Source organism: Bradyrhizobium sp. 76, assembly GCF_023073025.1.
Taxonomy (GTDB): Bacteria; Pseudomonadota; Alphaproteobacteria; order Rhizobiales; family Xanthobacteraceae; genus Bradyrhizobium.
In genome coordinates this window covers 656,535-682,161 of sequence record NZ_JADPIS010000090.1, presented here as the reverse complement: position 1 = coordinate 682,161, position 25,627 = coordinate 656,535, and the positions used below count along the sequence as shown (strand labels likewise).

27 protein-coding genes and 1 other RNA gene are annotated in these 25,627 nt (G+C 64.2%); 8 read left to right on the top strand and 20 right to left on the bottom strand.

Annotation, left to right across the window (positions count from 1 at the left end; translation table 11 throughout):
• Positions 1–132: 132 nt before the first annotated feature.
• The 7 genes from IVB48_RS19830 to miaA form a co-directional block, all read right to left on the bottom strand.
• Positions 133–735, bottom strand: coding sequence for a LysE family translocator (locus tag IVB48_RS19830; RefSeq protein ID WP_027570804.1), 603 nt, complete (start codon positions 733–735; stop codon positions 133–135).
• A 2-nt stretch (positions 736–737) separates the two neighbouring features.
• Positions 738–1,634, bottom strand: coding sequence for an EamA family transporter (locus tag IVB48_RS19825; RefSeq protein WP_247288086.1), 897 nt, complete (start codon positions 1,632–1,634; stop codon positions 738–740).
• A gap of 69 nt (positions 1,635–1,703) precedes the next feature.
• On the bottom strand, positions 1,704–2,393 hold the full coding sequence (locus tag IVB48_RS19820) for a class I SAM-dependent methyltransferase (RefSeq protein ID WP_346659003.1): 690 nt from the start codon (positions 2,391–2,393) through the stop codon (positions 1,704–1,706).
• 3 nt (positions 2,394–2,396) lie between these two features.
• A complete protein-coding gene (gene ilvN, locus IVB48_RS19815; protein WP_027519532.1) occupies positions 2,397–2,939 on the bottom strand; it encodes an acetolactate synthase small subunit in 543 nt (180 codons plus the stop codon).
• Positions 2,940–2,962: 23 nt separating this feature from the next.
• On the bottom strand, positions 2,963–3,946 hold the full coding sequence (locus tag IVB48_RS19810; RefSeq protein ID WP_247402021.1) for a threonine dehydratase: 984 nt from the start codon (positions 3,944–3,946) through the stop codon (positions 2,963–2,965).
• Positions 3,947–3,950: 4 nt separating this feature from the next.
• Complete coding sequence (locus tag IVB48_RS19805) at positions 3,951–5,726, bottom strand: acetolactate synthase 3 large subunit (protein WP_027570800.1); 1,776 nt, start codon at positions 5,724–5,726, stop codon at positions 3,951–3,953.
• A 330-nt stretch (positions 5,727–6,056) separates the two neighbouring features.
• Positions 6,057–7,013 (bottom strand): tRNA (adenosine(37)-N6)-dimethylallyltransferase MiaA, encoded by a 957-nt coding sequence (miaA, locus tag IVB48_RS19800; protein WP_247402019.1) that lies wholly within the window; start codon positions 7,011–7,013, stop codon positions 6,057–6,059.
• An 11-nt stretch (positions 7,014–7,024) separates the two neighbouring features.
• Here miaA and serB point away from each other — a divergent pair, with 11 nt between their 5' ends.
• On the top strand, positions 7,025–7,930 hold the full coding sequence (gene serB / locus IVB48_RS19795) for a phosphoserine phosphatase SerB (RefSeq protein ID WP_027570798.1): 906 nt from the start codon (positions 7,025–7,027) through the stop codon (positions 7,928–7,930).
• Between the two features lie 131 nt (positions 7,931–8,061).
• Here serB and IVB48_RS19790 read toward each other — a convergent pair whose 3' ends face one another.
• The 11 genes from IVB48_RS19790 to IVB48_RS19740 all read right to left on the bottom strand — a co-directional run bounded on the left by IVB48_RS19790 (position 8,062) and on the right by IVB48_RS19740 (position 17,759).
• Entirely contained in the window at positions 8,062–9,561 is a 1,500-nt protein-coding gene (locus tag IVB48_RS19790; protein ID WP_247402017.1) for a Do family serine endopeptidase, read from the bottom strand.
• Between the two features lie 144 nt (positions 9,562–9,705).
• Positions 9,706–9,912 carry a DUF2065 domain-containing protein gene (locus tag IVB48_RS19785; RefSeq protein WP_007600979.1) on the bottom strand — a complete coding sequence of 69 codons (207 nt, stop codon included), beginning with the start codon at positions 9,910–9,912 and terminating at the stop codon, positions 9,706–9,708.
• A 70-nt stretch (positions 9,913–9,982) separates the two neighbouring features.
• On the bottom strand, positions 9,983–10,879 hold the full coding sequence (locus tag IVB48_RS19780) for a protease modulator HflC (protein ID WP_018454336.1): 897 nt from the start codon (positions 10,877–10,879) through the stop codon (positions 9,983–9,985).
• Positions 10,876–12,012 carry an FtsH protease activity modulator HflK gene (gene hflK, locus IVB48_RS19775; protein ID WP_247402015.1) on the bottom strand — a complete coding sequence of 379 codons (1,137 nt, stop codon included), beginning with the start codon at positions 12,010–12,012 and terminating at the stop codon, positions 10,876–10,878. The genes IVB48_RS19780 and hflK overlap by 4 nt, the downstream gene beginning before the upstream one ends.
• A gap of 154 nt (positions 12,013–12,166) precedes the next feature.
• Positions 12,167–12,676, bottom strand: coding sequence for a dihydrofolate reductase (locus IVB48_RS19770; RefSeq protein ID WP_247402013.1), 510 nt, complete (start codon positions 12,674–12,676; stop codon positions 12,167–12,169).
• On the bottom strand, positions 12,676–13,161 hold the full coding sequence (locus tag IVB48_RS19765) for a GNAT family N-acetyltransferase (RefSeq protein WP_247402011.1): 486 nt from the start codon (positions 13,159–13,161) through the stop codon (positions 12,676–12,678). The genes IVB48_RS19770 and IVB48_RS19765 overlap by 1 nt, the downstream gene beginning before the upstream one ends.
• Positions 13,162–13,166: 5 nt before the next feature.
• Positions 13,167–13,961 (bottom strand): thymidylate synthase, encoded by a 795-nt coding sequence (locus IVB48_RS19760; protein ID WP_007613362.1) that lies wholly within the window; start codon positions 13,959–13,961, stop codon positions 13,167–13,169.
• Between the two features lie 223 nt (positions 13,962–14,184).
• Positions 14,185–15,750: a tripartite tricarboxylate transporter permease gene (locus IVB48_RS19755; protein WP_027519542.1), complete on the bottom strand. Its 1,566-nt coding sequence runs from the start codon at positions 15,748–15,750 to the stop codon at positions 14,185–14,187.
• 7 nt (positions 15,751–15,757) lie between these two features.
• The gene (locus IVB48_RS19750; protein WP_027570793.1) at positions 15,758–16,519 is read right to left on the bottom strand and encodes a tripartite tricarboxylate transporter TctB family protein; all 762 of its coding nucleotides are present in this window, start codon (positions 16,517–16,519) and stop codon (positions 15,758–15,760) included.
• 95 nt (positions 16,520–16,614) lie between these two features.
• Positions 16,615–17,145: a chromate transporter gene (locus tag IVB48_RS19745; protein WP_247402009.1), complete on the bottom strand. Its 531-nt coding sequence runs from the start codon at positions 17,143–17,145 to the stop codon at positions 16,615–16,617.
• The gene (locus IVB48_RS19740) at positions 17,142–17,759 is read right to left on the bottom strand and encodes a chromate transporter (RefSeq protein ID WP_247402006.1); all 618 of its coding nucleotides are present in this window, start codon (positions 17,757–17,759) and stop codon (positions 17,142–17,144) included. The genes IVB48_RS19745 and IVB48_RS19740 overlap by 4 nt, the downstream gene beginning before the upstream one ends.
• An 84-nt stretch (positions 17,760–17,843) precedes the next feature.
• Between IVB48_RS19740 and ssrA the strand changes: the two genes are divergently transcribed.
• From ssrA to IVB48_RS19705, 7 genes are all read left to right on the top strand, one after another.
• Positions 17,844–18,210: a transfer-messenger RNA gene (gene ssrA / locus IVB48_RS19735) on the top strand.
• A gap of 114 nt (positions 18,211–18,324) precedes the next feature.
• On the top strand, positions 18,325–18,840 hold the full coding sequence (locus IVB48_RS19730) for a ClpXP protease specificity-enhancing factor SspB (protein WP_247402002.1): 516 nt from the start codon (positions 18,325–18,327) through the stop codon (positions 18,838–18,840).
• An 87-nt stretch (positions 18,841–18,927) separates the two neighbouring features.
• Positions 18,928–20,400 carry a class II fumarate hydratase gene (gene fumC, locus IVB48_RS19725; RefSeq protein WP_247401999.1) on the top strand — a complete coding sequence of 491 codons (1,473 nt, stop codon included), beginning with the start codon at positions 18,928–18,930 and terminating at the stop codon, positions 20,398–20,400.
• A gap of 276 nt (positions 20,401–20,676) precedes the next feature.
• Complete coding sequence (locus IVB48_RS19720; RefSeq protein ID WP_027570789.1) at positions 20,677–20,865, top strand: DUF4169 family protein; 189 nt, start codon at positions 20,677–20,679, stop codon at positions 20,863–20,865.
• A complete protein-coding gene (locus IVB48_RS19715) occupies positions 20,862–21,116 on the top strand; it encodes a ribbon-helix-helix domain-containing protein (protein ID WP_007600962.1) in 255 nt (84 codons plus the stop codon). The genes IVB48_RS19720 and IVB48_RS19715 overlap by 4 nt, the downstream gene beginning before the upstream one ends.
• Before the next feature lie 140 nt (positions 21,117–21,256).
• A complete protein-coding gene (locus IVB48_RS19710; protein WP_007600961.1) occupies positions 21,257–21,532 on the top strand; it encodes a FeoA family protein in 276 nt (91 codons plus the stop codon).
• Positions 21,533–21,552: 20 nt separating this feature from the next.
• A complete protein-coding gene (locus tag IVB48_RS19705; RefSeq protein WP_247401996.1) occupies positions 21,553–23,424 on the top strand; it encodes a ferrous iron transporter B in 1,872 nt (623 codons plus the stop codon).
• A 226-nt stretch (positions 23,425–23,650) separates the two neighbouring features.
• On the opposite strand, the gene IVB48_RS19700 is transcribed toward IVB48_RS19705, so the two are convergent.
• Positions 23,651–24,826, bottom strand: a complete 1,176-nt coding sequence (locus IVB48_RS19700) for a GAF domain-containing sensor histidine kinase (RefSeq protein WP_247401993.1) — start codon at positions 24,824–24,826, stop codon at positions 23,651–23,653.
• Between the two features lie 181 nt (positions 24,827–25,007).
• Positions 25,008–25,622: a TetR/AcrR family transcriptional regulator gene (locus IVB48_RS19695; RefSeq protein ID WP_247288300.1), complete on the bottom strand. Its 615-nt coding sequence runs from the start codon at positions 25,620–25,622 to the stop codon at positions 25,008–25,010.
• Between the last annotated feature and the right edge of the window lie 5 nt (positions 25,623–25,627).

Here is a 25,627-nt window from a genome sequence, read left to right as displayed (position 1 = left end):
CAGGGGCCGGAATCGGCCTTTGGTCAGGTCTTGTTAGTCAGGTCTCGGACGGTGAAATTTGCGGATTTCGGGGGCTGTCTAGAGCATTTTCGGCCCCCTGGGAAACCCGTTTCTGCATGGAAAGCCGGGGCATCATGCATCCATGACGACGGGATAGAGCGACGCCAGCAGCAGGATCGCCATCAGGATGTTGAAGGCGCGGACCAGCCGCACGGAGGTCAGGACGGGCCGCAGTGCGGTGCCGAAGAAGGCCCAGACCACCGTCGAGACCGTGCCCACGAGCAGACTGATCAAGGTCTGGATCGCGATGTTGAGCGGGAATTGGGCGATCGCCGCATAGGCGGTGATGGTGCCGATCACGATCACCCAGCCTTTGGCGTTGATCCATTGGAACATGGCGGCGCCCAGGAAAGTCATCGGGCCGCGGCCATCCCCCTCGTCCGGCTTGGCCGGGCCCGAGAAAGCGATCACGGCGGCCAGGTAGAGCAAGTAGGCGGCGCCGGCATATTTCAAAATGGTCTGCAGGATCGGATAGGCCAGGAAGACGGTGCCAAGCCCAAGGCCGACCGCTGCAATCATGAAGGCGAAGCCGATGACCACGCCGGCGATGTGGGGAATCGTGCGCCGGAAGCCATAGGTCAGCCCTGAGGACAGCAACATGATGTTGTTCGGCCCAGGCGTGAAATACATCACGGCCATGAAGGCGAGGAAGGCATACAGCAGCGACTGGGACATGCTCACCTCACGCGGCCTTCGGCTGCGGTTTTCTGGGGTACCGCCTCGGGGCGCTTCGCCAGCACCATCACCGCGATACCGCCGATCACGGTGAGCATGCCGGCGAGGCGCAGCGGGCCGAACCGCTCCCCGAACACGATGCTGGACGCGGCGGAGCCGACGAACGGCACCAGCAGCGCGAACGGCACCACCTGCGCAGGGGGATAGTCACGCAGCAGCCGGCCCCACAGCCAATAGGCGATGCTGGTGGAGATGCCGCCGATCAACAGCAGGCAAATGAGGCCGGTGAGCGACATGTGGATCAGCGACTGCCAGGTCGGCGTCGGTCCGTTGACGATCAGCGTGAGCGCGAACAGCGGGACCGCGGTGGCGAGGCACAACCAGGCGAACAGATCGAACATCGGCACGCCGCGGGCGCCGCGCAGCAGGATATTGCCGACCGCAAAGCTGACCGGCGCGATCATCAGCACGGCGAAGGCACCGACGCTGAAATCATAGCCGACCGTGCCGCAGATCATCAAAAGGCCGAGGGCTGCGATGGCGATGCCCAGCGTCTGCACCGGCGTCGGCCGCTCGCCGAATGCGATCGCGGCAAAGCCGATCGTGAACAGCGCCTGGCTCTGGACGACGACGCTGGTCAGCCCCACCGGCACGCCATGGGCGATGCCATAGGCCTGGCTCAGAAACTGGCCGAGAAAGAGCGTGAAGCTGATCGCGATCAGGAGCGACCAGGCGACCTTCGGCTTGCGAATGAACAGGCACGGCACCGCGGCAATGGTGAAGCGCATCGCCGTCATCAGCTCCGGCGAAAATTCGTCGAGCGCGATCCGGCTCGCCACGAAGGCAAGCCCCCAGATGACCGCCACCAGGATGGCGATGAGGATGTCGGCCGGCTTCATTGTCGTTCCCGGTTCTGCCCTGTCGTGCAGCCCTGTTTGTTGCTCTGATCGAGCCTTGCTCGCCGGCCTTTAAATGGAAGAATTGGATTTCCGCAGCAGATAAGTGCCGTGCATCGGGGCGTGGTAATCGGCCGAGACCAGTGTGAAGCCGACGTCGGTCAGCATCCGTTCCATGACCCAGCCAAAAGTGGAATATTCGTCGCGCATGTGGGTGACGACGCTTTCACGCGGCACATCGTAGTTCTTGATCTCGAAGTCGGCCCATTGATCGACGTCGCGCTCGAGCGCATCGGGCATCGAGGCGTAGACGATGTCGCGCAAATAGAAAGTGGCACCGGGCTTGAGCGCGCGATAGATCCGCGACATCGCCACCGCTTTCCAGAAATCCGGCAGATGGTGCAGCGTGAACTCGCTGACGATCAGGTCATAGGATTCCGGCCGGTAGGCGAAGCTGAGCAGCCCGGCGGACTGCGTGCGCACGGGCGCCTTGCGGTCGCGCGCGTAGATCTCGGCGAGCGCCAGCATCGCGGGCGAGATGTCGATGGCGTCGACCTCGGCGCCCATCAGCGCGGCCTCGGTCGCGAGCACGCCATTGCCGCAACCGATATCGGCGATGCGCCAGCCGCGCTGGACGCCGAGCATTTTCAGCGCGGCGCGCGCGCGTAGATCGGCATCGTCATGACTGTCGTAGATCGAGGCCACTGCAGGCCCGATCCCCATCCGGTTCCGCTCGTTGTAATACCAGTCGCGCGCCAGCATGGCTCACATTCCTTCAGGCCCGCGACCAATCGCGGCAACACCGGTGCGCGACACTTCGACGAGGCCAAGCGGACGCATCAGGTCAATAAACTGGTTGATCTTGTCGGTGTTGCCTGTGATCTCGAACACAAAGCTCTCGGTGGTGGCGTCGATCACGCGGGCGCGAAACGCGTCCGCCAGCCGCAACGCCTCGACGCGATGCTCGCCCTCTCCGCGAACCTTGACCATTGCAAGCTCGCGCTCGATCGAGCGTTTCGTCAGCGTCATGTCGACGACGCGATACACAGGGATCATGCGGTCGAGCTGATGCTTGATCTGCTCGATCACCATCGGCGTGCCCGTCGTGACGATGGTGATGCGCGAGAGATGCTTCTGGCTCTCGGTCTCCGAGACCGTGAGGCTCTCGATGTTGTAGCCGCGCCCCGAGAACAGGCCGATTACGCGCGCGAGCACGCCGGGCTCGTTCTGCACGAGCACCGAAAGCGTGTGCGTCTCGTTCGGGTCGTGGCGTTCCTCGATGAAATAGGCGGATGCGGGCTGGTTCATTGTCGTCCCCTTCATTCTCGTCGTTACGCCGTCGCCCGACGAGCGACCGGCGCTTCCGTGCCGACCCAACCGCGGAACAGATCGAAATCGATATTGCCGCCGGACAGCACGAGACCGACGCGCTTGCCCTGTAGCTTGGTCTTTTCCTGAAGCGCTGCGGCGAGCGCGGCGGCGCCGGCGCCTTCGGCGAGATTGTGCGTGTCGGTCCAGAGCGCACGGATCGCGAGCGCGATCTCATCGTCCGTCACCTGGACGATACGCGAGGCGCCCTTGAGGATGACCGCGAGCGCTTCAGGATCGGGAATCCGCGTCGCCATGCCGTCCGCGAGCGTATTGCTGGTCTCGGTCGTCACGACATGACCGGCCGCGAACGACAGCGCGTAGGACGGCGCCTCGGTCGATTGCACGCCGACGACCTCGGTCTTCAGGCCGAGCAGATCGCGCGCCATGATACAGCCGCAGATCCCCGAGCCCTGCCCGATCGGCACATAGAGGATGTCGAGATCGGGCGCGGCCCGGAGCAATTCAAGCGCATAGGTCGCCACGCCCAGCACCAGGTCCGTATGGAACGACGGCACCATGTGCAGCCCGGCGAACTGCGCGTGGCGCCCGGCTTCCTCGCGTGCGGCCTGAAAGTCCTCGCCATGCTCAACGAGCTCGGCGCCGAACGCCTTCATCGCGCGGTTCTTCTCGACCGAATTGCCGCGCGGCACATAGATCACGGCAGGCACACCATGGCGGCTCGCCGCAAAGGCGAGGCTCTGACCATGATTGCCGCGCGTCGCCGAGATGATGCCCGGAATGTTCGGCCGTTCGCGCTTCAACCGATCGAGATAGACTAACCCGCCGCGCACCTTGAAGGCGCCCGTCGGCGTATGATTCTCGTGCTTGACCACGATCTGCGTGCCGAGCCGCTGGCTGAGCAGCGGCCAGGCGTGCGCCGGCGTCGGCGGCACCGCTCGCCCCACGATCGCATGCGCGCGTTCGAGCTCGTTCAGGTCGAACATCACATCACACCAGCGCCTTGCCGCCGGCGAACGCCTTTGCGGTGGCTTCGTCGTTCGCCTGCTCCGGCAACAGCATCTCGTTGTGCGCCTTGCCGGAGGGGATCATCGGGAAACAGTTTTCCAGCGACGCGACGCGGCAGTCGAACAGCACCGGACGCTTGACCGAGATCATCTCCTGGATGGCGCCGTCGAGATCGCCGGGCTTGTGCACCTGGATGCCGACGCCGCCATAGGCTTCCGCGAGCTTGACGAAATCCGGCATCGCCTCCGAGTAGGAATGCGACAGGCGGTTGCCATGGAGCAGCTGCTGCCACTGCCGCACCATGCCCATGTACTGGTTGTTCAGGATGAAGATCTTGATCGGCAGTTCGTACTGCACCGCCGTCGACATCTCCTGCATGGTCATCTGCACCGAGGCATCGCCCGCGATGTCGATGACGAGGCTGTCGGGATGGGCAACCTGCACGCCGACCGCGGCCGGCAAGCCGTAGCCCATGGTGCCGAGACCGCCCGAGGTCATCCAGCGATGCGGCTCCTCGAAGCCGTAGAACTGCGCAGCCCACATCTGATGCTGGCCGACCTCGGTGGTGATGTAGGTGTCCTTGCCGCGCGTCGCCTCGAACAGGCTCTGGATCGCGTGCTGCGGCAGGATGACGTCGTTGCTCTTCCTGTAATACAGCGAGTTGCGGGCCCGCCACTGCGCGATCTGCTGCCACCACGCCTTGATGTCGGGCTTCTTCGCCTCCGCCTTGAACACCTGGAGAATGTCGCCGAGGATGTTGCCGCAGTCGCCGATGATCGGCACGTCAACGCGGATGTTCTTGTTGATCGAGGACGGATCGATGTCGATGTGGATCTTCTTCGAGCCCGGCGAGAACGCATCGACGCGGCCGGTGATGCGGTCGTCGAAGCGCGCACCGACGCACAGCATGACGTCGCAATCATGCATGGTCATGTTGGCTTCGTAGGTGCCGTGCATGCCGAGCATGCCGAGCCAGCTCTTGCCCGAGGCGGGATATGCGCCGAGGCCCATCAGCGTGGAGGTGATCGGAAAGCCGGTGACCTCGACCAACTCGCGCAGCAGCCTGGTGGCTTCAGGGCCGGAATTGATCACGCCGCCGCCGCTGTAGATCACGGGGCGCTTGGCGCCTGCGAGCAGCGCCACGGCCTTGCGGATCTGCGTCGCATCGCCCTTCACCCGCGGCGCGTAGGAGCGATGCACGTCGGATTTGCGCGGCGGATGATAGGTGCCGGTCGCGAACTGCACGTCCTTGGGCACGTCGACGAGCACCGGGCCCGGTCGCCCCGTGGTCGCAACGTAGAAGGCCTCGTGCAGCACCTTTGCGAGATCGTTGACGTCGCGCACCAGCCAATTGTGTTTGGTGCAGGGGCGCGTGATGCCGACGGTGTCGCATTCCTGGAACGCGTCGTTGCCGATCAGATGCGTCGGCACCTGGCCGGAGATGCAGACCAGCGGGATCGAGTCCATCAGCGCGTCGGTGAGCGGCGTCACCATGTTGGTGGCGCCGGGACCGGAGGTCACCAGTGCAACGCCGGGCCGGCCGGTCGAACGCGCATAGCCCTCGGCGGCGTGACCCGCACCCTGCTCGTGGCGGACCAGGATGTGCTGGACCTCGCTCTGCTGGAAGATCTCGTCGTAGATCGGGAGGACCGCGCCGCCGGGGTAGCCGAAAATGTCCGTCACGCCATGATCGATGAGCGCGCGGACGATCATCGCGGCGCCGGTCATCTGGTTCGGATCGTGGCTCTTGTCGCTCATTGGCTTGCTCCGGATGCGCTGTTGTCAGCGGCTTCGTTCGTGTCGGGTTTTCGAAAATAAAAAAGGCCCCGAAGAGGGCCCATGCACACCGCCTGTCATGTGGATGGCAGCTAGCCACCCCCGGCGGTGTGCCTGGGTACGACGGCGATAAGGAGTTTGGTAATAATGTTACGCATGGCAGGCGCCCAGCTTCCCAAAGGTTGCGCGAAACATAACGGCCGGCGCCCCGATGTCAAGGCAATGCAGCCGTTCCCGCGCGATTTTGGCAGTGTAGCGGTGTTCCCGGGGTTGGGCGAGAGGTAAATTCGGGAGCGGAGGCACAAAAGCGTGTCAGCCTTGGTCCTGTGCCGCGTTCACGATCGCCGCCAGCCAGCCCCGAATCTCCTCCGGCTTCACCCACTCGAATTCGGGCAATTGATGCCGGAACCAGGTGAACTGCCGCTTGGCGTAGTGGCGGGTGTCGGCGCGGCCGATGGTGGCCGCCTGCTCCAGGCTGAGCTCACCGCGCAGATGCCGGACCAGGGCCGGCACGCCATGAGCTTTCACCGCCGGCAGCAGCGGATCGAGGTTTCGGGCAGCGAGACGCTCGACCTCCTCCAGCGCGCCGGCACCCAACATGGCATCGAAGCGGGCGTCGATGCGCGCATAGAGCTCGTCGCGCTCGGGCGCGAGGAACACCGCGCGAAAACTGTCCTTGGGCAAGAGCGGCGGCTGGCCCTCATCGTGCCAGTCCAGCAGCGAACGGCCGGTGGCTTCGACCACTTCGAGCGCGCGCGCAATGCGCGTGCGGTCGCGAAGGTTCAATCGCTCGGCCGCCCGCGGATCGGAGGCCGCAAGTTCTGCGTGCAGCGCCTCCACGCCGTTCCGCTCCAGCCGCGACCGGACGTCCTCGCGCACCTCGACAGGGATCGGCGGCACCACGGAAAGGCCCGCCGTCAGCGCCTTGAAGTACAGCCCGGTGCCGCCGATGAAGATCGGCAGGCGGCCTTCGGCTTGCGCCTCTTCGAGCGCCTTGGCCGCGTCGCCCACCCAGGCGCCAGCCGAAAAATTCACGGCCGCATCGACATGGCCGTACAGGCGATGAGGCACCTGCGCCTCGTCGCCATCTGTGGGGCGCGCGGTGATGATGCGGAGGTCGCGATAGACCTGCATGGAATCGGCATTGATCACGACCCCGCCCGCAGCGAGCGCAAGCTCGAGCGCCAGCGCCGACTTGCCGCTGGCGGTCGGGCCTGCGATAAGCACCGCCTTGCCAACATGCCTTCTGCCGACTTGCCTCTCGCTCACGAAAACCTCAAATGTCCCTCGTTGCCACGCTGATCTGCAACCCGAATAATCCCGCGCTCGACTCGACCATCGTCGACGGCGCCCGCGCCGTGCTGCCACAGGCGGCTCCCGCGCACTGGCTGTTCGACGGGGTTGCAGTCGACATCCCCTTCGGCGCCGACAGTAACCTCGAAGGCGACCGTCACGCCATCGAACAGCGGCTCCGCGAGCTTCGCGGGGACCTGCCCATCGACATCGTGGTGCAGCCAGTCGGCTTCCGGCGCAAGAAGCTTTTTCTCGCCGACATGGATTCCACCATGATCGGCCAGGAATGCATCGACGAGCTCGCCGATTTCGTCGGGGTGAAGGCCCATGTGGCAGCCATTACCGAACGCGCGATGCGCGGCGAGGTCGAGTTCGAGCCGGCGCTGCGCGAGCGCGTTGCGCTGCTGAAGGACCTCCCCGCCAGTGCCGTCGACGAGGTGCTGGCCAAGCGCATTACGCTGACGCCGGGTGGTCGCGAACTGGTCGCGACCATGCGCGCCCATGGCGCCTATGCCTGCCTCGTCTCCGGCGGCTTCACGCTGTTCACCAGCGCGGTCGCCACCAGGATCGGCTTCCAGGAGAACCGGGCCAACGAGCTCGTCGTCCGCGACGGCAAGTTCACCGGCGAGGTGAAGGAGCCGATTTTGGGGCGCGCGGCAAAGCTCGCGACGCTGGTGGATCTGATGGAGTCGTTCGATCTCGACGACATCGACTCGCTGGCAGTCGGCGACGGCGCCAATGATCTCGCGATGATCCAGGCGGCGGGCCTGGGCGTGGCGTATCACGCCAAGCCGGCGGTGGCTGCTGCCGCAGCGGCGCGGATCGATCATGGCGATCTCACCGCGCTGCTGTACGCGCAGGGGTATCGACGCGAGGAGTTCGTGGAGGCGTAAGTCTTACCGCACGCCCAACTGCTGTAGGGTGGGCAAAGGCGCATTGGCGCCGTGCCCACCACCCTTGCAGCAGTGGTGGAAAAGTGGTGGGCACGCTTTCGCTTTGCCCACCTTACGGAACTGCGCCGCGCCTACTGCACGCTCAGCGCGACAAACCGCAGCTCGCCGTCGGCGTTGGAAACCAGCAGCAACACCGACTTCTTGCCGTCCTTCTTGAGCTGGTCGACCCGCTTCTGGATGTCGGCGCCGCTGGAGACGCTCTCCTGCGCCACCTCGACGATGACGTCGCCGGCGGAGAGGCGCTTCTCGGCGGCATCCGAATTAGCGTCGACATTGGTGACGACCACGCCCTTGACGCTGTCCTTGATCTTGTAGCGCGTACGCAGATCCTTGCTCAGCGCCGCGAGATCGAGGCCGAGCGCCTTCTGTGTCACGGTCTTTTCAGGTGCGGGCTCGTCGGTCTTCACTGCGGCCTGCACCTTGTCGGGATCCTGCAGCCGGCCGAGCATGACCTTCTTGGTCTCCTCCTGACCCTTGCGGATGATGACGACATCGACCTCCTTGCCGACCGCGGTGTCGGCGACCACGCGAGAGAGATCCTTGGGGTCCTTGACGTCCTTGCCGTCGAACTTGACGACGACGTCGCCGGGCTCGATGCCGGCCGGCTTGGCCGGGCCCTTGTCGTCGACGCCGGCAACCAGCGCGCCCCGCGGCGGCTTGATGTTGAGGCTCTCGGCGATCTCGTCGGTGACGCTCTGGATGCGCACGCCCAGCCAGCCGCGGCGCAATTCGCCGAACTGGCGGAGCTGGTCGACGACACCCGCCACCGTCTTCGACGGTACGGCGAAGCCGATGCCGATCGAGCCCCCGGAAGGCGAGATGATCAGCGTGTTGACGCCAATGACGTCGCCATCGAGGTTGAACAGCGGACCGCCGGAATTGCCGCGGTTGATGGAGGCGTCGGTCTGAATGTAGCTGTCGTAGGGACCTGAGGAGATGTCACGGTTCTTCGCCGAGACGATTCCGGCCGTCACGGTGCCGCCGAGGCTGAATGGATTGCCGATCGCGACGACCCAATCGCCGAGGCGCAGCTTGTCGGAATCGCCGAACTTCACCGACACCAGCGGTTTCGACGGCTTGAACTTGAGCACGGCAAGGTCGGTCTTCTTGTCGACTCCGACCAGCTCGGCCTTGATCTTGGTCCCGTCGTTGAGGATGACGTTGATCTCGTCGGCGTCCGCGATGACGTGGTTATTGGTGACGACGACGCCTGATGTGTCGATGATGAAGCCACTTCCGAGCGAGTTGGTCTTGCGCGGCGCCGGGCTATTCTCGCCGCCCTTGCTGCCGCCGCCGGGACCCTTGCGATTCTTGAAGAAGTCGTCGAAGAACTCCTCGAAGGGCGAACCGGGCGGCAGTTGCGGCATGGCATTGCCGCCGCCCCCGCCCTTGGCTTCGACGGTCTGCGAGGTCGAGATGTTGACGACCGCGTCGATCACCTTCTCGGCGACGTCGGCGATGCCATCCGGTCCGCGCGCATAGGCCGGTGTGCCGAGTGCGCTGAAAACGCCGACGGCGAGCGCGGCCAGCCCTAAGCGCAAACGGGTCGGGGCAATGGTGGCAGCGGTCATTGTGATCTCCAGGAAATCAGGATTCGACGTCAAGACTGCGCTCGAACGGGGGGATGGCGCAAGCGCGGACCTTAACGGGCCTCAAGACCCGGACAATAAGGCGAAAACCGGTCCCTCGCCTTCACTTTGGCGTTGGTGCGACGGCTAAATTGGACGTCGCATAACCCAGATCAGGACCAGGCCGGCCACGGCCGAACCGATACCGACCGCCCGCAGGACATTGTCCGGCGTGGCCATCGCGCTTTTCATGGCCTTGCGCATCCAGGCCGGGCTTGCCGCGAACATCAAGCCTTCCAGCACGAACAGGATGCCCAAACCGATGAGGAAGTCGGTGAACGCAATGGACCTCATCGGATTGGAACCTCCCGTTGTGCTGTTCTTGTCTGAACGAAGGGCGGCAGACCTGCCGCCCTTGTCTCACTTACGGCTTCGCTGGCGTCGTGGTCGCCGTCTTGCCGGACGGGTTACCAAAGAACCGGAAGAAATCCGAGTCCGGGCGCAGCAGGAAGCGGGTGTCGTTCGCGCGCAGCCCGGTTTCATAGGCCGCCATCGAGCGGTAGAAGGCGAAGAAATCCGCGTCTTGGCCGTAGGCTTCGGCGAACAGACGGTTGCGCTCGGCATCGCCGACGCCGCGCGTCTGCTCGGCCAGCGACCTTGCATCCGCCTCGATCACGGTCGCCTCGCGGTCGGCCTTGGAGCGGATCTCCTGTGCTTTCTGGCCGCCCTGCGCGCGGAACTCGGCGGCTTCGCGCTCGCGTTCCGTCTTCATGCGCTGATAGACCGCCTGGCTGTTCTGCTCCGGCAAATCGGCGCGGCGGATCCGGACGTCGACGACCTGGATGCCGTAGCCGTCGGCCTCGTGGTCGAGCTGATCGCGGATGCGCTGCATCAGCTTCTCGCGGTCGTCGCGGACCACGTTGATGAAGGTGACCTCGCCGAGCACGCGGCGTAGCGCCGCGTTCAAGAGCGTGGTGAGCTGGATGTTGGCGGCCTGGATCGAGCCGATGCTCTGATAGAAGCGAAGCGCGTCCTTGATGCGGTAACGCGCGAAGGCGTCGACCACGAGCCGCTTTTGGTCGGACGCGATCGCTTCCTGCGACGGGTTCTCCAGATCGAGGATGCGCTTGTCGATGTTGATCACCGAATTCCACGGCGCCTTGAAGTGCAGGCCGGGAGCGGTGACGACGTCGACGGGCTTGCCGAACTGCAGCACGATGGTCTGCTCGGTCTGCGCCACCGTGAACAGGGACATGTAGCCCACGATCACGACGAGCAGGAGGCCGAGCAGCGTGACGATGCCTGTGACCGGAGATCTCATCGGTTGCCTCCGGTCGTCTGCTGGCCGGTTGCAGGTGGCCGCTTGGTCGTCAGTTCGCTGAGCGGCAGATAAGGCACCACGCCCTGGCCCGACTGGCCGCCATCATAGATGAGCTTTTCCGAGCCGCCGAGCACGCGCTCCATCGTCTCCAGGTAAATCCGTTCACGCGTCACGTCGGGCGCCTTCTTGTATTCCTCGTAAACCTTCAGGAAGCGCGAGCTCTGGCCCTTGGCCTCGGCGACCGTCTGCTCCCTGTAGCCTTCGGCGGCCTGCATGATCTGCGCCGACCGTCCGCGTGCCTGCGGCACGACCTGGTTGGCATAGGTCTGCGCCTCGTTCTGCAGCTGCTCCAGATTGGCGCGCGCCGCCTGGACGTCGCGGAAGGCGTCGATCACCTGCGCCGGCGGGTCGACCTTCTGCATCTGCACCTGGCTGATCTGAATGCCGGCGCCGTAGCTGTCGAGGGTCTTCTGGATCAGTTCCTGCACGCCCTGTTCGGTGACATTGCGCGCGCCGGTCAGGATCGGCTGGATCTGCGAGCGACCGATCACTTCGCGCATCGAGCTCTCGGCGACTGCCTTCACGGTGCCCTCGGGATTCTGGATGTTGAAGAGGAAATCGCCGACGCCGTTGGGCTTGATGCGCCAGAGCACGGTGAAGTCGACGTCGACGATGTTCTCGTCGCCGGTCAACATCAGGCTCTCTTCCGGCACGTCACGAATGGAGCGGCCGCGCCGCGCCGGATCGTCGATCAGCGTCATGCCGATGGAGATGGTGGACACACGCAGTGCCTTCGGCAGCAGCACGGTCTCGATCGGATAGGGCAGATGGTAGTTCAGGCCGGGCTCCACGGTGCGAACATGCTTGCCGAAGCGCAGCACGACGCCGAGCTCTTCGGACTGCACCCGGAAGAAGCCCGACAGCAGCCAGAACGCGACGATGAGCAGCACAATCAGCGTGATGCCGATGCCGGAGAAATAGCCGCCCGGCATGATCTGCTGGAGGCGGTCCTGGCCGCGCCGCAGAAGGTCTTCCAGATCCGGCGGCCTTGGCCCGACCGGTTGCGGGCCGTTGCCCCATGGTCCCTTCGGACCCGAGCCCCATGGGCCACCGCCCTGATTCTTCCACGGCATTCGAATCTCTCCTCGGCAGGGTGAAATTGCCCCCCGCCCGCTTTGTCCGGTCCGGCTTTATAGGGGACAGGCAGGTCCCTTACAACGCAGCCATCGCCGCCCTCCGAGCTAAGCTCGGGGGCAGAAAAGTCAATGTTAACATTGGCAAATGCGGTTAATGGCCCGCCCGCCGACGATATGTCACATAGGAGTAGTCGGCGCTGTCGTGGGGTCCGGCAGGATGACGGATGCGCTCAACCTCATCCCAATCTGCCCTGTCGATGTCGAAATGCGTGTCGCCCTCGGGGCGGGCATGCACTTCCGTGATTTCGAGGCGATCGGCGCGATCGAGCCATTGCCGGAAGATTTCGGCGCCGCCGATCACGGCGATCTCGGTGACCGAACGCCGCAGGGCATCGCCGCGCGCGATGGCGTCTGCCTCGGCAGTCGATGTCGTCACGATGGCGCCGGCGGCGCGATAATCCGCATCGCGCGTGACGACGATGTTGGTGCGGCCGGGAAGCGGCCGGGGCAGGGATTCGAAGGTCCTGCGGCCCATGATCACGGGCTTGCCGATCGTGAGCGCCTTGAAGCGCGCCATGTCGGATTTCATTCGCCACGGCATCGCGTTGCCGGCGCCGATGACGCCGTTCTCCGCGATCGCGACGACGAAGACGATCTCCATCAGGACGCGCTCCCGGCAAGCCGCGTCAACGCAGGCCCGGTGACGCGGCACAGCGTCCAGTCGTCCAGCATGACGGCACCGAGGGATTTATAGAAGGCGATCGACGGCGCGTTCCAGTCGAGCACCGCCCATTGCAGCCGGGACCAGCCGTTTTCGACGCATTCCCTGGCAAGGTGCACGAGCAGAGCCTTGCCGAGGCCCCTACCCCGATGCGACGGCCGCACATACAAATCTTCGAGATAGATGCCGTGGCGGCCGCTGAACGTCGAGAAATTCGCAAACCACACTGCGAAGCCGACCGGCTCGCCGTTCCACTCGGCGAGGGCGCAATGGAGTTGCGGTCGCTCGCCGAACAGTGCGTCGGCGATGTCAGCCTCGGTCGCCTCGACCTCGTGCGAAAGCTTTTCGTACTCGGCGAGCTCGCGGATGAAAGCGAGAACCAGCCCGGCTTCGCCGGGACGCACACGGCGGATATTGAGCGACATCGGCGTCAGACCGCGACCGCGGCCTTGATGTGCGGATGCGGGTCGTAGCCGACGAGCTCAAAGTCCTCGTAACGGAAGGAGAAGATGTCCTTCACGTCGGGGTTGATCCGCATCACCGGCAGCGCGCGCGGCGCGCGCGTGAGCTGGAGCTTCGCCTGCTCCAGATGATTGGAATAGAGATGAGTGTCACCGAACGAATGCACGAAGTCGCCGGGCTTCAAGCCCGTGACCTGCGCCACCATCATGGTGAGCAGCGCGTAGGAGGCGATGTTGAAGGGCACGCCGAGGAACACGTCAGCCGAGCGCTGATAGAGCTGGCACGACAGCTTGCCGTTGGCGACATAGAACTGGAACAGGCAGTGGCACGGCGGCAGCGCCATCTTGTCGACCTCGGCCGGATTCCAGGCCGAGACGATCAGCCGACGCGAGTCCGGATTGCGCTTGATCATGTCGATGACGTTCGCGATCTGATCGATACTGCGTCCGTCCGGCGCGGGCCAGGAGCGCCACTGATGGCCGTAGACGGGGCCAAGATCGCCATTGGCGTCGGCCCACTCGTCCCAGATGGTGACGCCGTTGTCGCGCAGATATTTGATGTTGGTATCGCCCTTCAGGAACCACAACAGCTCATGCACGATCGCCTTCAGCGGCAGGCGCTTGGTGGTCAGCATCGGAAAGCCGGCAGATAGATTGAAGCGCATCTGATGGCCGAACACCGACAGCGTGCCGGTGCCGGTCCGGTCGGTTTTTTCGGCGCCGTCTGAAAGAATCCGCTCGAGCAGGTCCTGATACTGGTGCATGTGCGTGAGCCTTTGGGGAGGCGGCGAATTTAGCGGCCGCCCCCACGCTGCGACAGCGGCGATTCGCCATCCCTGGGCATTATACCCGGAAAAGTGAGCGTTCCCGGTGCAAACGACAAGGGGCGGAACTTAGCGTCCCGCCCCTCGTCTATCAGATTGATCCTGCTGGCCAACTTGCCGGCTTGGGTTCGAGCCACGGCGCGCCGACGCAGGCGCGGCGCTCCTAGTTTTCGGATTCCGTGAACACCTCGTCGCGCTTGGCACGCAACGCGGGCAGCACCGTGAGCACCAGGAGGAAGGCCGCGATCGCCAGCAGCACGGCCGACAGCGGACGTGTCAGGAACACGCTCCAATCGCCGCGCGAGATCAGCAGCGCGCGGCGCAGATTCTCTTCCATCAGCGGTCCGAGCACCATGCCGAGCAGCAGCGGCGCCGGCTCGAAATCGTGCTTGATCAGCCAGTAGCCGACCAGACCGAACACGCCTGCCAGGATGACGTCGACCGGCGCGTTGTTCACCGAGTAGATGCCGATCGCGCAGAAGATCACGATCGAGGGGAACATCAGCCGGTACGGGACGCGCAGCAGCCGCACCCAGATTCCGACCAGCGGCAGGTTGATGATGATCAGCATCAGATTGCCGATCCACATCGAGGCGATCATGCCCCAGACCAGCTCCGGCTGCTTCTGCATCACCTGCGGACCCGGCACGATGCCGTGGATGGTCATCGCGCCCACCATCAGCGCCATCACGGCGTTGGGCGGGATGCCGAGTGTCAGCAGCGGGATGAACGAGGTCTGCGCCGCGGCGTTGTTGGCGCTTTCCGGCGCCGCCACGCCCTCGATCGCACCGCGGCCGAACCGTGACGGGTTCTTGGCGATCTTCTTCTCGAGCGTATAGGACGCAAAGGACGCGATGACCGCGCCGCCGCCCGGCAGGATGCCGAGGATCGAGCCGAGCACGGTGCCGCGCAGGATCGCAGGCGCCGAGTCGACCAGGTCCTTCCGGGTTGGCATCAGGCCGGTGATCTTCTGCTGCACCAGGTCGCGATTCATCTCGGCGCCCGCGTCGAGGTTGCGGATGATCTCGGCGAAACCGAACACGCCCATCGCCACCGTCGCAAAGCCGAGACCGTCGGCAAGCTCCGGAATGTTGAACGCCATACGCGAGGCGCCGGTCTCGATGTCGGAGCCGACCATCGACAGCATCAGGCCGAACACGATCATCGCGATCGCCTTCAGCACCGAACCCTTGGCCAGCACCACCGCGAAGATCAGGCCGAGCACCATCAGCGAGAAATATTCGGCCGGACCGAACGCCAGCGCGAGCTTGGTCAGCGGCGCGCCGAGCACGGCGATCAGCACGGTCGCGACGCAGCCGGCGAAGAACGAGCCGATCGCCGCGATCGCCAGCGCCGGGCCGGCACGGCCCTGCTTCGCCATCTGGTGGCCGTCGATGGCGGTGACGACCGACGTCGCCTCACCGGGAATATTGACCAGGATCGAGGTGGTGGAGCCGCCGTACTGGGCGCCATAATAGATGCCGGCGAGCATGATCAGCGCGCCGACCGGCGGCAATCCGAACGTGATCGGCAGGAGCATCGCCACGGTTGCGACGGTGCCGATACCGGGCAGCACGCCGACCAGCGTGCCGACCAATGCGCCAATCAGGCACATGAGAATGTTGATCGAGATCGGCAGAGACAGACCGTAGAGCCACCAGGGTGACCACCACGAGATCTGAAACACCACACCGAAACCGAGGCCCAGATTGTGGAAGAGATCGAACATCACACCCTCACTGAACCAGGAAGCGCGGGAACATCGGCATCGGCAGTCCGAGCACGTAGGGGAAGAGCAGCGCGCAGCCGAGCGTCAGGCAGGCGCCGACGATGACCGCTTCGACCCAGCGCGTCTCATGCGTGCCCATCGCCGCGATCAGGAAGCTCGAGAATGCCGTAACCACCACCCCAAGCGGACGAATCGCCAGCGCGAAGAAGACGATCGAGATCATCACGAAGAGCGGCCCGCGCCAGGCATAGTGCGCCATGCTCGGCCCGTCGGTCAGCAGTCCCGTCAACGCAATGCCCGCGCCAAGTGCGACGAGCAGTCCGCCAAACATCCGCGGCGCCGTGCCGGCGCCAAAGGAGAAGCCGCGCATCCCCTGCAAATCGCTGGAGGCCCACAGTGCGAACAGGGCGAGCGCCATCAGCACGATCCCGCCGACATAATCCTGCGCCGACCTGATCGTCATGAAGAACGTGAGAATAGCCACCGCAAAGATCGGATAGGAATAGATCAGCGCCAGCAGCACGTCGGATGACGCCTTCTTAGTGTCACCGCCGACCGCCCCGAGCAACGCGCCGGGCGCCCCCGCGAGCAGCGCCGTAGCGTGGCTGATCACGACAGCGGCCGGGCCGCGTCCGGCGCCCCAGCCAAAGATCGTCCCGAACGACCAGATGAATTCGAAGATCTGCGGCGCTATGGCCAGCAGACAAAAGCTGATCACCACCGAGGTGTTTCGGTTGGCTGTCGCCGAGTGGCCCATCGTATCGGCCATGCATGTCTCCTCCGCGACCCGTAAGCCACGAGCACTGTTGTTCTAATCGGCTGGAAATCGATGCCCCCGCCCGGATCCCTGCCTAGCCATTTTCATTACACAATGCCAGCAAAACCCAGCAAGCCCCCGACGAGCAAAATCCAAAGTGGATTGATGCGCGAGACGGATGCGACCACTGCAACCGTCGCGGTCAGAAGCAGCGCAGCAAGCGTGCGATCGGTCGACTCGGCGAGGATCAGGGCGCTCGCCGCCATCAAGCCGATCGAGAGCGGAACCAGTGCAGCCTGGATCAGCCCGAGCCAGCGCGATTGGCTCGGCCGGTTGAGGAGCCGGCTGACATAATAGGCAAGCAGCGCGGTGGGCAGGCACATGGCCAGGGTCGCCGCCAGGGCACCGGGAATGCCGGCGACGGCATAGCCGATTAACGTGACGATAAGGACGTTCGGACCTGGCGAGAGCTGCGCGATCGCATAGGCGTCGGCGAACTGCTTGTCGGTCATCCAGTGATGCACATCGACTGCGATGCGATGCATCTCGGGCACCGCCGCTGCGGCGCCGCCGACTGCGAACAGCGACATCAGACCGAAGGTCGAGATCAGCGCCCAGATCGGGTTCTCCGCGTTCATGCTGCTACCTTCCGCCGCATCAGGAAAATGGCGCTGACGCTGACGGGGATCGCGACCAAAAGCACGACCTGGAGCGGCAGGCGAAGGACGCCGATGGCGAGGAAGACGCCCAGCATCAGGATGAGCGCGACGGCGTCCAGCCGCTTGAGCAGCGGCGTCATCATCCGGAAGACCACCGCGATCAAGAGACCGACGGCCGCACAGGAGATGCCCGCGAGAATGCGGCGCAGCACCTCCACATCGCCGAACCGGGCGTAGACGATCGCGAGCACCGTCATGATCAGCGTGGGCGGCAACAACAGCCCCGCAAAGGCGGCAATGCCGCCGGCGATCCCTCGCAGCCGCGCGCCGAACACCATCGACAGATTGACGATGTTGGGCCCGGGCAGGAAATGGCAGAGCGCAAACGTCTCGTTGAACTCGTCCGCCGTCATCCAGCGGTGCTGCTCGACGATGGCCTGCCGGGCGAAGACCAAAACCCCGCCGAAGCCCGCCAGCGACATCCGGGCGAAGGCCAGGAACAGCGCGAGCAAGCCCGGCGGAACAGCACTGATGGCTGGACCGTCCGGCTCGCGATCTCGTTTTTGGGCAGCCGGTGCGGAATCCTCGGACATGTCAGGAACTTAGAACGCCGGCCGGCACGCGGCCAAGCCTGCCGGGAACCTATCCCAAGGGAACCTCGGAATGATCGCTCGAAACACCTGTTATTTGAAACATTTGCCCCCTATATTGGGAGTGCCGGTTCGCCGGCTATGGAAATAAACGGTCGTCGCAATAAACCATTCGGACCCGGGGGCGGTACCCGGCGCCTCCACCAAAGCCCACCAGTGGGCTGGCCCTGAAAGCGGGCTTTGGCGGGGGCGAAATAGGATCGACGAGGGCGTAAAGGGCGTTCTTTTTCTCGGTATTGTTCCGCCGTTATCGGGCTATGCAATAGTTGCCAACGACAACTTTGCTCCGGTTGCTCAGGCTGCGTAACGCAGTTTGAAAGACCATTCTGAAGTCCTAACGGGTTAAGCTCCGTTAGGCGGGGTTCGGAGGCACCTGGCAACAGAAGCCTCCACTTACCTCTTATTTCCTACCCCGCGGGGACTCCTGTTGACCCGTCAGGCGCGGTACTATTGCGGCTTGGCGAGTCGGGCCGGCAGGGCCCAGCTCCTGGAATGCAACAGGACCACCATGGCGACCGATCATATCCGATACGATGTGCTGGCCCGCGACGCGCTGCGCGGCGTGTTGCGCAAGGTGCTGACCGACGCCGCGTCCCAGGGACTGCCCGGCGAGCATCATTTCTTCATCACCTTCGTGTCGAAGGCCGAGGGCGTGAAGTTGTCGTCGCGGCTGCTGGCCCAATATCCGGAAGAGATGACGATCATCCTGCAGCACCAGTTCTGGGATCTGACCGTGCTCGAGGACCGCTTCGAGGTCGGCCTGTCCTTTGGCGGCATTCCGGAGCGGCTGATCGTGCCGTTCAGCGCCATCAAGAGCTTCCTAGATCCGTCCGTGAAATTCGGCCTCCAGTTCGACACCTCCGATGTCGCCGACGTCTCGCCCGAGACATTGCCGGCCACTCCCGCCCCGTCCGCGGTCGCGGTGCCCCCCGCCACTGAACCTGCAGAAGGAACTGAGGAGCCGGCGGCTCCGAACCAGGGCGGCGCCGAAGTCGTGCGATTGGATCGTTTCCGCAAGAAATGATCTAGATTGGGCTGGAGCCCGTCGCAGGCGGCCAAACTCCCTATATAGAGGCACATGATGAGGCCGCGCGGCATTTCGTGCGGCGGAATGGATGTGCTCATGGCCAAGACCTCCAGCTCGAAGACCTCCAGCTCGAAAACTTCTCGCGCGAAGACCCACGGCTCCTCGCGCCCCGCGACCCGCACCGAAACCGACAGCTTCGGCCCGATCGAGGTCCTCGCCGATCGCTATTGGGGGGCGCAGACCGAACGCTCGCGCCAGAATTTTCGCATCGGCATCGATCGCATGCCGATCTCGCTCGTGCATGCGCTCGGCATCGTCAAGCTCGCCGCAGCGCAGTCCAACCAGGAGCTCGGTCTGCTCGACCAGCGCCGCGCCAATGCCATCATCCGCGCCGCGCGCGAGGTGATCGAGGGCAAGCTGGACGATCATTTCCCGCTGGTGGTGTGGCAGACCGGCTCGGGCACGCAGAGCAACATGAATCTCAACGAGGTCATCGCCAACCGCGCCAATGAGCTCCTGGGCGGCGAGCTCGGTGCCAAGAAGCCGGTGCATCCCAACGATCACGTCAACATGAGCCAGTCGTCGAATGACTCGTTCCCGACCGCGATGCATATCGCGGCGGCAAGCCGCATCACCGCCGATCTTGTCCCTGCCCTCGGCGAATTGCTGCGCGCGCTGCGCCAGAAGGAGAAGGAGTTCGCAAAGATCGTCAAGATCGGCCGCACCCACACCCAGGACGCGACGCCGCTGACGCTCGGCCAGGAATTTTCCGGCTATGCCGCCCAGGTCGAAAGCGGCATCGCCCGGCTCAAGGTCGCGGTGAAGGAGCTCTATCCGCTGGCGCAAGGCGGCACCGCCGTCGGCACCGGGCTCAATTCGAAGCCGCGCTTTGCAAAACTGTTCGCAAAGCACGTTGCCGGGATTACCAAGCTGCCCTTCACCAGCGCCGCCAACAAATTCGAGGCACTGGCCTCGAACGACGCCTATGTGCTGGCGCACGGCGCCATCAATTCGGTCGCGACAGGCCTGTTCAAGATCGCCAACGACATTCGCCTGCTTGGATCGGGCCCGCGTTCGGGCCTCGGCGAACTGATGCTGCCTGAGAACGAGCCAGGCTCCTCGATCATGCCGGGCAAGGTCAATCCGACGCAGTGCGAGGCGATGACCATGGTGTGCTGCCAGGTGTTCGGCAATCACACCGCGATCACGGTTGCCGGCAGCCAGGGCCATTTCGAGCTCAACGTTTACAAGCCCGTGCTGGCCTACAACATGCTGCACTCGATCCGGCTGATGGCGGACGCCGCGCGCTCCTTCACCGAGCATTGCGTCAGCGGCATCCGCGCCGACGAGAAGCGCATCAAGGAGCTGATGCAGCGTTCGCTGATGCTGGTGACGGCGCTCGCCCCCAAGATCGGCTACGACAACGCGGCCAAGGTGGCCAAGACGGCGCATGCCAACGGCACCACCCTGAAGGAAGAGGCGCTGCGGCTCGGCTTCGTCTCGGCGGAGGAGTTCGACCGCCTGGTGCGCCCCGAGAAGATGACCAGCCCGGGATAAATTCCGAATTCCGATAGCCATCCGTAATGATACGGAGCCCCAAGCTCCATTAAATGTAGGGCTTAAAGGACAGGATTTGATTACCGTCAATGTCGCGGCGGGATTGCGTGTTACGCAGCCCCTCCGCCCCCACGGGGCGGAATTCATCGTTTGATGGCCCAAGGGTCGATTGACGAGGACAAGCGAATGGCGATCAAGTCTCATTGGGCGCAGTGCGGCGCACAGTTTCTGAATGTTTCATCCTGCCCACGGAGGATCGGATGATGGAGACGCGACATGGGGAACGTCATCAACCTGAATCGTTTCCGGAAGCGCGCCGAGCGGCAAGCCACGGCGAAGCAGGCGGACGCCAACCGAACGAAGTTCGGCCGCACGAAGGCGGAGCGGTCGGCGGAGGAGACGCGCGCGGACCAGGCGAAGGCGCACCTGGACCAGCACCAGATCGATCGCGAGGAGCAGCCATGAAGTCGCCCGTCGTGAAACGGTCGATCGTCGTCGCCGGCCACAAGACCAGCGTCAGCCTGGAAGAGGCGTTCTGGAACGGCATGAAGGAGATCTCGGGCCTGCGCAACATGACGCTGTCCGAGCTGGTCGGCGAGATCGACGGCAACCGCCAGCAGGGCAATCTGTCCTCGGCGATCCGCCTGTTCGTACTCGATTACTTCAAGAGCCGCGCCATGGCCGCCATCCAGGCGGAAAAGGTCCCGGCCCAGTAGCCGTCTTGGTGCCGAGCTTGGCGCCCGATCTTGGCGCCAATCGCCTCCGTCACGAAGCTGGTACTTTAAAATCACTCTAAGGTGCAGTTTCAGCGACCGAGCGCGCTTGACCTCGATGCCCTGCGTTGAAAATACAGGGCATGACCGACATCCATGATACGCGTCCGCAGATGCCGCTGGGCCTGGCCCAGCGCGGCTATACCGGCGTCATCCAGCACCTTTCCCCCAAGGACGCAGGCTCGGCGCTCTCGGACATCGAGCTCGAGAGCCGGCTGATCGAGCTCGGCTTCGTCGAGGGCGCCCGGGTCGAGGTTTTGCACGAGGGGCTGGTCGGGCGCGACCCGATTGCCGTGCGGGTCGACAGCATCACCATCGCGGTCCGCCGTCGCGAAGCCATGGCCATCATCGTCGCCTGAAGCGACCGGACCCCAACTTCATGGAATTGCCCCTACTTCATCTCGCCCTGGTCGGCACGCCAAACAGCGGCAAGACCTCGCTGTTCAATGCGCTGACCGGCAGCCGGCAGAAGGTCGCGAACTATCCCGGCGTCACCGTCGAGCGCAAGGAAGGATTCTTCGTCACGCCGTTGGGCCGCCAGGTCTCCGTGGTCGACCTGCCCGGCACCTATTCCCTGCGCGGCCGCAGCCCGGACGAGGAGATCACCCGCGACTTCGTGCTCGGCAAGGCTTCCGGCGAGACCCTGCCCGACCTCGTGCTGTGCGTGGCGGATTCCACCAATCTGCGCCTGACCATCCGCCTGCTGCTGGAGCTCAAGCGCACCGGCCGGCCGATGATCCTCGTGCTCAACATGTTCGACATCGCGACCCGCCGAGGCATCACTGTCGACGTCGAGCGGCTCGCCAAGGAACTCGGCGTGCCTGTGGTCACCTCGATCGCGGTGCGCAAGGGCGGCACGGCCGACCTGCTGTCGCTGACCGACGAGATTTCGGCAAAGCTCGCCGCCGAGCCGGGAGAGAACAATTGGCGGGCGCTCAGCGTTGCCGATCTGCGCGCCACCCAGCGCGAAGCCGACCGCATCATCGCCGATTGCGTCAGCCTTCCCAGCCGGCCCGACACCTGGACGGCGCGGATCGACGCGATCGTGCTGCATCCCGTCGGCGGGCTGATCGTGCTCGCGGCTATCCTGTTCGTGATGTTCCAGGCGGTGTTCGCCTGGGCGCAGCCGCTGATGGAGCTGCTCAACTCGGGCTTCGACTCCCTCGGCGAGTTCGTGCACGCCACCCTGCCCGCCGGCCTGCTGCAGAGCTTCCTGCAGAACGGCGTGATATCAGGCGTCGGCAGCGTCATCGTGTTCCTGCCGCAGATCATCATCATCTTCCTGTTCATCCTGCTGCTGGAAGATTTCGGCTACATGGCGCGCGCCGCGTTCCTGATGGACCGCATCATGGGCGGCGCCGGCCTGCACGGCCGCGCCTTCATTCCGCTGCTGTCGAGCTTTGCCTGCGCCATCCCCGGCATCATGGCGACGCGCGTGATCGACAACAAGCGCGACCGGCTGACCACGATCCTGATCGCGCCGCTGATGACCTGCTCGGCGCGCATTCCCGTCTACACGCTGATCATCTCCGCCTTCATTCCGGCCAAGGACGTCTGGGGCTTCATCAACCTCCAGGGCCTCGTGATGTTCGGCCTCTACGCGGTCGGCATCGCCAGCGCGCTGGCCGTCTCGTTCCTCATCAAATTCTTCATGCTGCGCGACTATGCGCCGGCGCCTTTCATGCTGGAGCTTCCGGACTACAAGATGCCGCGGCTGAAATCGATCGCGATCGGCGTCTATACGCGGGCCAAGATGTTCCTGCACCGCGCCGGCACCACGATCTTCTCGATGATGGTGCTGATCTGGTTCCTGGCCTCGTTCCCGCAGCCGCCCGCGGGCGCCACCGAACCGGCGATCGACTTCAGCCTGGCCGCGATCATTGGCAAGGCGCTCGAGCCACTGCTCGCCCCCGTCGGCTTCAACTGGCAGATCGCGGTCGCGCTGATCCCTGGCATGGCGGCGCGCGAGGTCGCGGTCGCAGCACTCGGCACCGTCTATGCGATCGAAGGCGGCAAGGAAGCGGCCGAGCAGATCGGCCAGGTGCTGGCGACGAAATGGTCGCTCGCGACCGCGCTGTCGATGCTGGCTTGGTACATCTTCGCCCCGCAATGCGCGTCCACGCTGGCCGTGATCCGGCGCGAGACCGGAAGCTGGACCTGGATGGCCGTCACCTTCTTCTACATGCTGGTGCTGGCCTATGCGGCGAGCCTCCTGACCTACAACGTCGCGGTCGCGTTCGGGGCGGGATAGTCCCTCTCAAAACTAAAACTGCGAAAACAACCCCATGCACAGTAGACGGGGGTTGTGAAATCAATGGCTTACGCGTGTGCTCAAATCAGCTGACCGTAGCTGGCCAGAAGCAACGCCGGCACACAAGGTGCGTTGCGCCGTCGGGCAAAACAGGCGCATGATGGTATTGCTCGAGAATTGGCGAGACGCTCGGTGACGGCAAGATACCAGAGCTTGGCACGCCTTCTCAACCGCTGGCCCGTGTTGCCGGGAGCGACGCGGTGAACACCGTTTCATCCCGCATCGACGACGCGACGATCAACCCGCCATGGGCGCGCGCGATCTCCTGGGCAATGTACAATCCGAGCCCGAGCCCTTTCTGGTTCGGCAGAACGTCGCCACGGTCGAATGCAGTGAAAAGGCGCGGCATCGCTTCCGCCGGAATGGGCGCACCTTTGTTGGCAACGCTGATGTCGAAGCCGGCGCCGGTCGCCTGGGCCAGCACCCTGATCGGCTCGTTGGCGGCTCCATAGGAAATCGCGTTCCCGAGAAGATTGGACAGCATCTGACCTATGCGGTCGGCGTCGATCCTCACGCTCCCCGGAACGCTGACGACGGTTTCGATGACGCGATCCGGATGCACGTTCTCGAACTCCGCAACGATCTGCTTGATGACAGGCTCGAGGGCCTGTTCTCTCAGCTTGAGCTGCATCCCGGCACCGAGCCGCGCGCGGGCGAAGTCCATGACATTGTCGATCAGGCCCGCCATCCGGGCCACACTTCCCTGCAGGAGGTTGATCCAGTTCTTCCCCTCGTCATCGACCTTCTTGTTCAGAAGCCGCAGGCCGCCCTGAATCGAGGCGAGAGGGTTTCTGAGGTCGTGACCGAGCACGGCGATGAACTGCTCGCGCAGTTCAGCATTGCGTTGTTCCAGCGCGAGCCTGTTCTCGATCAGCTCGACACGGTCGGCCGCGTCGAGGTGAGACGCGATCAGCTCCGCAAACAGCTTGAACATGCCGATGATCTCGGGGGTCCGAAGCTTGCGCGGCTTCGGATCGATGGCGCAAAGCGTTCCGAAGAATGAACCGTCGGGAAGAATGATCGGCACGGAGATGTAGCTTTGGAAGCCATATTGCGCGGGCGTGTGATGCTTGCAGTACGCGGCATCTTCGCTGACATTGTCGATGACAACCGCCTCACGGCTCTGCCGGATCTCGTGGCAGATCGTGGTCTCGACCTTGAGCTCGTCACCGGGCTTCAGCCCGAACGCAAGTTCGTCACGCGAGGCACATGTGATCCACCTGTCCCCGGTGACGCGGGCAACGGCCGTAAACCCCATGCCGGTGGTCCGGCTGACCACGTCGAGGATGGTCGAGACCGCAGCGATTCCGCTGACCTTGGCTATGTTGCGCTCGAAATCCATTGCCACTCCGGGTCGGAACTTTCGCTGGACGACCGTCACCCCCAACGAAAGCGCGTCCTTGCAATGGTAGGAAGCACTGCCCGTTATTCCGCGTCAATGTCATTCGATGCCGCTCGCCTGGAACGACGCGGTGAACATCGTTTCATGCCCATTGCAACGGCAAGGAAGTCGGCCGTTGCAGCTACCGTCCGCGCCGCCGGGAGCTGACCTCGGGTCTCCCCTCCGGGGCCGCCCACCCCTGGACACTCACATCCGCTAGCGCGTCGAATATAGCCGCTGTGCGTTGCAGGCGGGCGATCGTACGTGCGCCTTCGACGGCAGCGACCAATGCGGAAGCGGTCGAAGATGCGCGCGCGGACGTGAAACCGCACCCTCTGAAATGCTCCGCGACGATCTCGGTTGAATCGGCAAATCCGCGCGCGACCCGTTTGGTCAGTTCAGCGTCGAGTGCAGGAAGCTCATTCGCCAGATTCTGCATGAGACATCCATACTGGAAATCAGAGGCGACCATCTCGGCCGCGAACGCGCCGAAAATCTGGCGAACAAAACTCAGGGCATCGCCCGTCGTATTCGCCGAGATCGCCCCCAACACAGCCATTCTAGTCGCAACGTAATGATCGATTGCTTCTTCTGCGAGCTGGGCCTTACCGCGCGGAAAATGAAAATAGAACGATCCTTTGGGCGAGCCGCTTTCTTCGATGATCTGGCTCAATCCCGTCGCAGTGTAGCCTTGGATGCGAAACAGTCGCTCGGCAGTGGCAATCGCGCGATCGCGGGCGTCAGTCTTACGGGGCATCCCGT

Excerpts from the sequence above, each read along its gene's own strand:
- IVB48_RS19715 (WP_007600962.1), top strand. The coding sequence starts at position 20,862 with ATGAAGTCGCCCGTCGTGAAACGGTCGATCGTCGTCGCCGGCCACAAG.
- IVB48_RS19720 (WP_027570789.1), top strand. The coding sequence starts at position 20,677 with ATGGGGAACGTCATCAACCTGAATCGTTTCCGGAAGCGCGCCGAGCGG.
- IVB48_RS19755 (WP_027519542.1), bottom strand. The coding sequence starts at position 15,750 with ATGTTCGATCTCTTCCACAATCTGGGCCTCGGTTTCGGTGTGGTGTTT.
- IVB48_RS19805 (WP_027570800.1), bottom strand. The coding sequence starts at position 5,726 with ATGAGCGACAAGAGCCACGATCCGAACCAGATGACCGGCGCCGCGATG.
- fumC (WP_247401999.1), top strand. The coding sequence starts at position 18,928 with ATGGATGTGCTCATGGCCAAGACCTCCAGCTCGAAGACCTCCAGCTCG.
- IVB48_RS19695 (WP_247288300.1), bottom strand. The coding sequence starts at position 25,622 with ATGCCCCGTAAGACTGACGCCCGCGATCGCGCGATTGCCACTGCCGAG.
- IVB48_RS19705 (WP_247401996.1), top strand. The coding sequence starts at position 21,553 with ATGGAATTGCCCCTACTTCATCTCGCCCTGGTCGGCACGCCAAACAGC.
- IVB48_RS19750 (WP_027570793.1), bottom strand. The coding sequence starts at position 16,519 with ATGGCCGATACGATGGGCCACTCGGCGACAGCCAACCGAAACACCTCG.
- IVB48_RS19770 (WP_247402013.1), bottom strand. The coding sequence starts at position 12,676 with ATGGAGATCGTCTTCGTCGTCGCGATCGCGGAGAACGGCGTCATCGGC.
- IVB48_RS19825 (WP_247288086.1), bottom strand. The coding sequence starts at position 1,634 with ATGAAGCCGGCCGACATCCTCATCGCCATCCTGGTGGCGGTCATCTGG.
- IVB48_RS19780 (WP_018454336.1), bottom strand. The coding sequence starts at position 10,879 with ATGAGATCTCCGGTCACAGGCATCGTCACGCTGCTCGGCCTCCTGCTC.
- IVB48_RS19700 (WP_247401993.1), bottom strand. The coding sequence starts at position 24,826 with ATGGATTTCGAGCGCAACATAGCCAAGGTCAGCGGAATCGCTGCGGTC.
- IVB48_RS19820 (WP_346659003.1), bottom strand. The coding sequence starts at position 2,393 with ATGCTGGCGCGCGACTGGTATTACAACGAGCGGAACCGGATGGGGATC.
- serB (WP_027570798.1), top strand. The coding sequence starts at position 7,025 with ATGTCCCTCGTTGCCACGCTGATCTGCAACCCGAATAATCCCGCGCTC.
- IVB48_RS19810 (WP_247402021.1), bottom strand. The coding sequence starts at position 3,946 with ATGTTCGACCTGAACGAGCTCGAACGCGCGCATGCGATCGTGGGGCGA.
- IVB48_RS19760 (WP_007613362.1), bottom strand. The coding sequence starts at position 13,961 with ATGCACCAGTATCAGGACCTGCTCGAGCGGATTCTTTCAGACGGCGCC.
- hflK (WP_247402015.1), bottom strand. The coding sequence starts at position 12,012 with ATGCCGTGGAAGAATCAGGGCGGTGGCCCATGGGGCTCGGGTCCGAAG.
- IVB48_RS19790 (WP_247402017.1), bottom strand. The coding sequence starts at position 9,561 with ATGACCGCTGCCACCATTGCCCCGACCCGTTTGCGCTTAGGGCTGGCC.
- IVB48_RS19745 (WP_247402009.1), bottom strand. The coding sequence starts at position 17,145 with ATGAACGCGGAGAACCCGATCTGGGCGCTGATCTCGACCTTCGGTCTG.
- IVB48_RS19785 (WP_007600979.1), bottom strand. The coding sequence starts at position 9,912 with ATGAGGTCCATTGCGTTCACCGACTTCCTCATCGGTTTGGGCATCCTG.
- IVB48_RS19765 (WP_247402011.1), bottom strand. The coding sequence starts at position 13,161 with ATGTCGCTCAATATCCGCCGTGTGCGTCCCGGCGAAGCCGGGCTGGTT.
- IVB48_RS19740 (WP_247402006.1), bottom strand. The coding sequence starts at position 17,759 with ATGTCCGAGGATTCCGCACCGGCTGCCCAAAAACGAGATCGCGAGCCG.
- IVB48_RS19710 (WP_007600961.1), top strand. The coding sequence starts at position 21,257 with ATGACCGACATCCATGATACGCGTCCGCAGATGCCGCTGGGCCTGGCC.
- IVB48_RS19830 (WP_027570804.1), bottom strand. The coding sequence starts at position 735 with ATGTCCCAGTCGCTGCTGTATGCCTTCCTCGCCTTCATGGCCGTGATG.
- ilvN (WP_027519532.1), bottom strand. The coding sequence starts at position 2,939 with ATGAACCAGCCCGCATCCGCCTATTTCATCGAGGAACGCCACGACCCG.
- IVB48_RS19730 (WP_247402002.1), top strand. The coding sequence starts at position 18,325 with ATGGCGACCGATCATATCCGATACGATGTGCTGGCCCGCGACGCGCTG.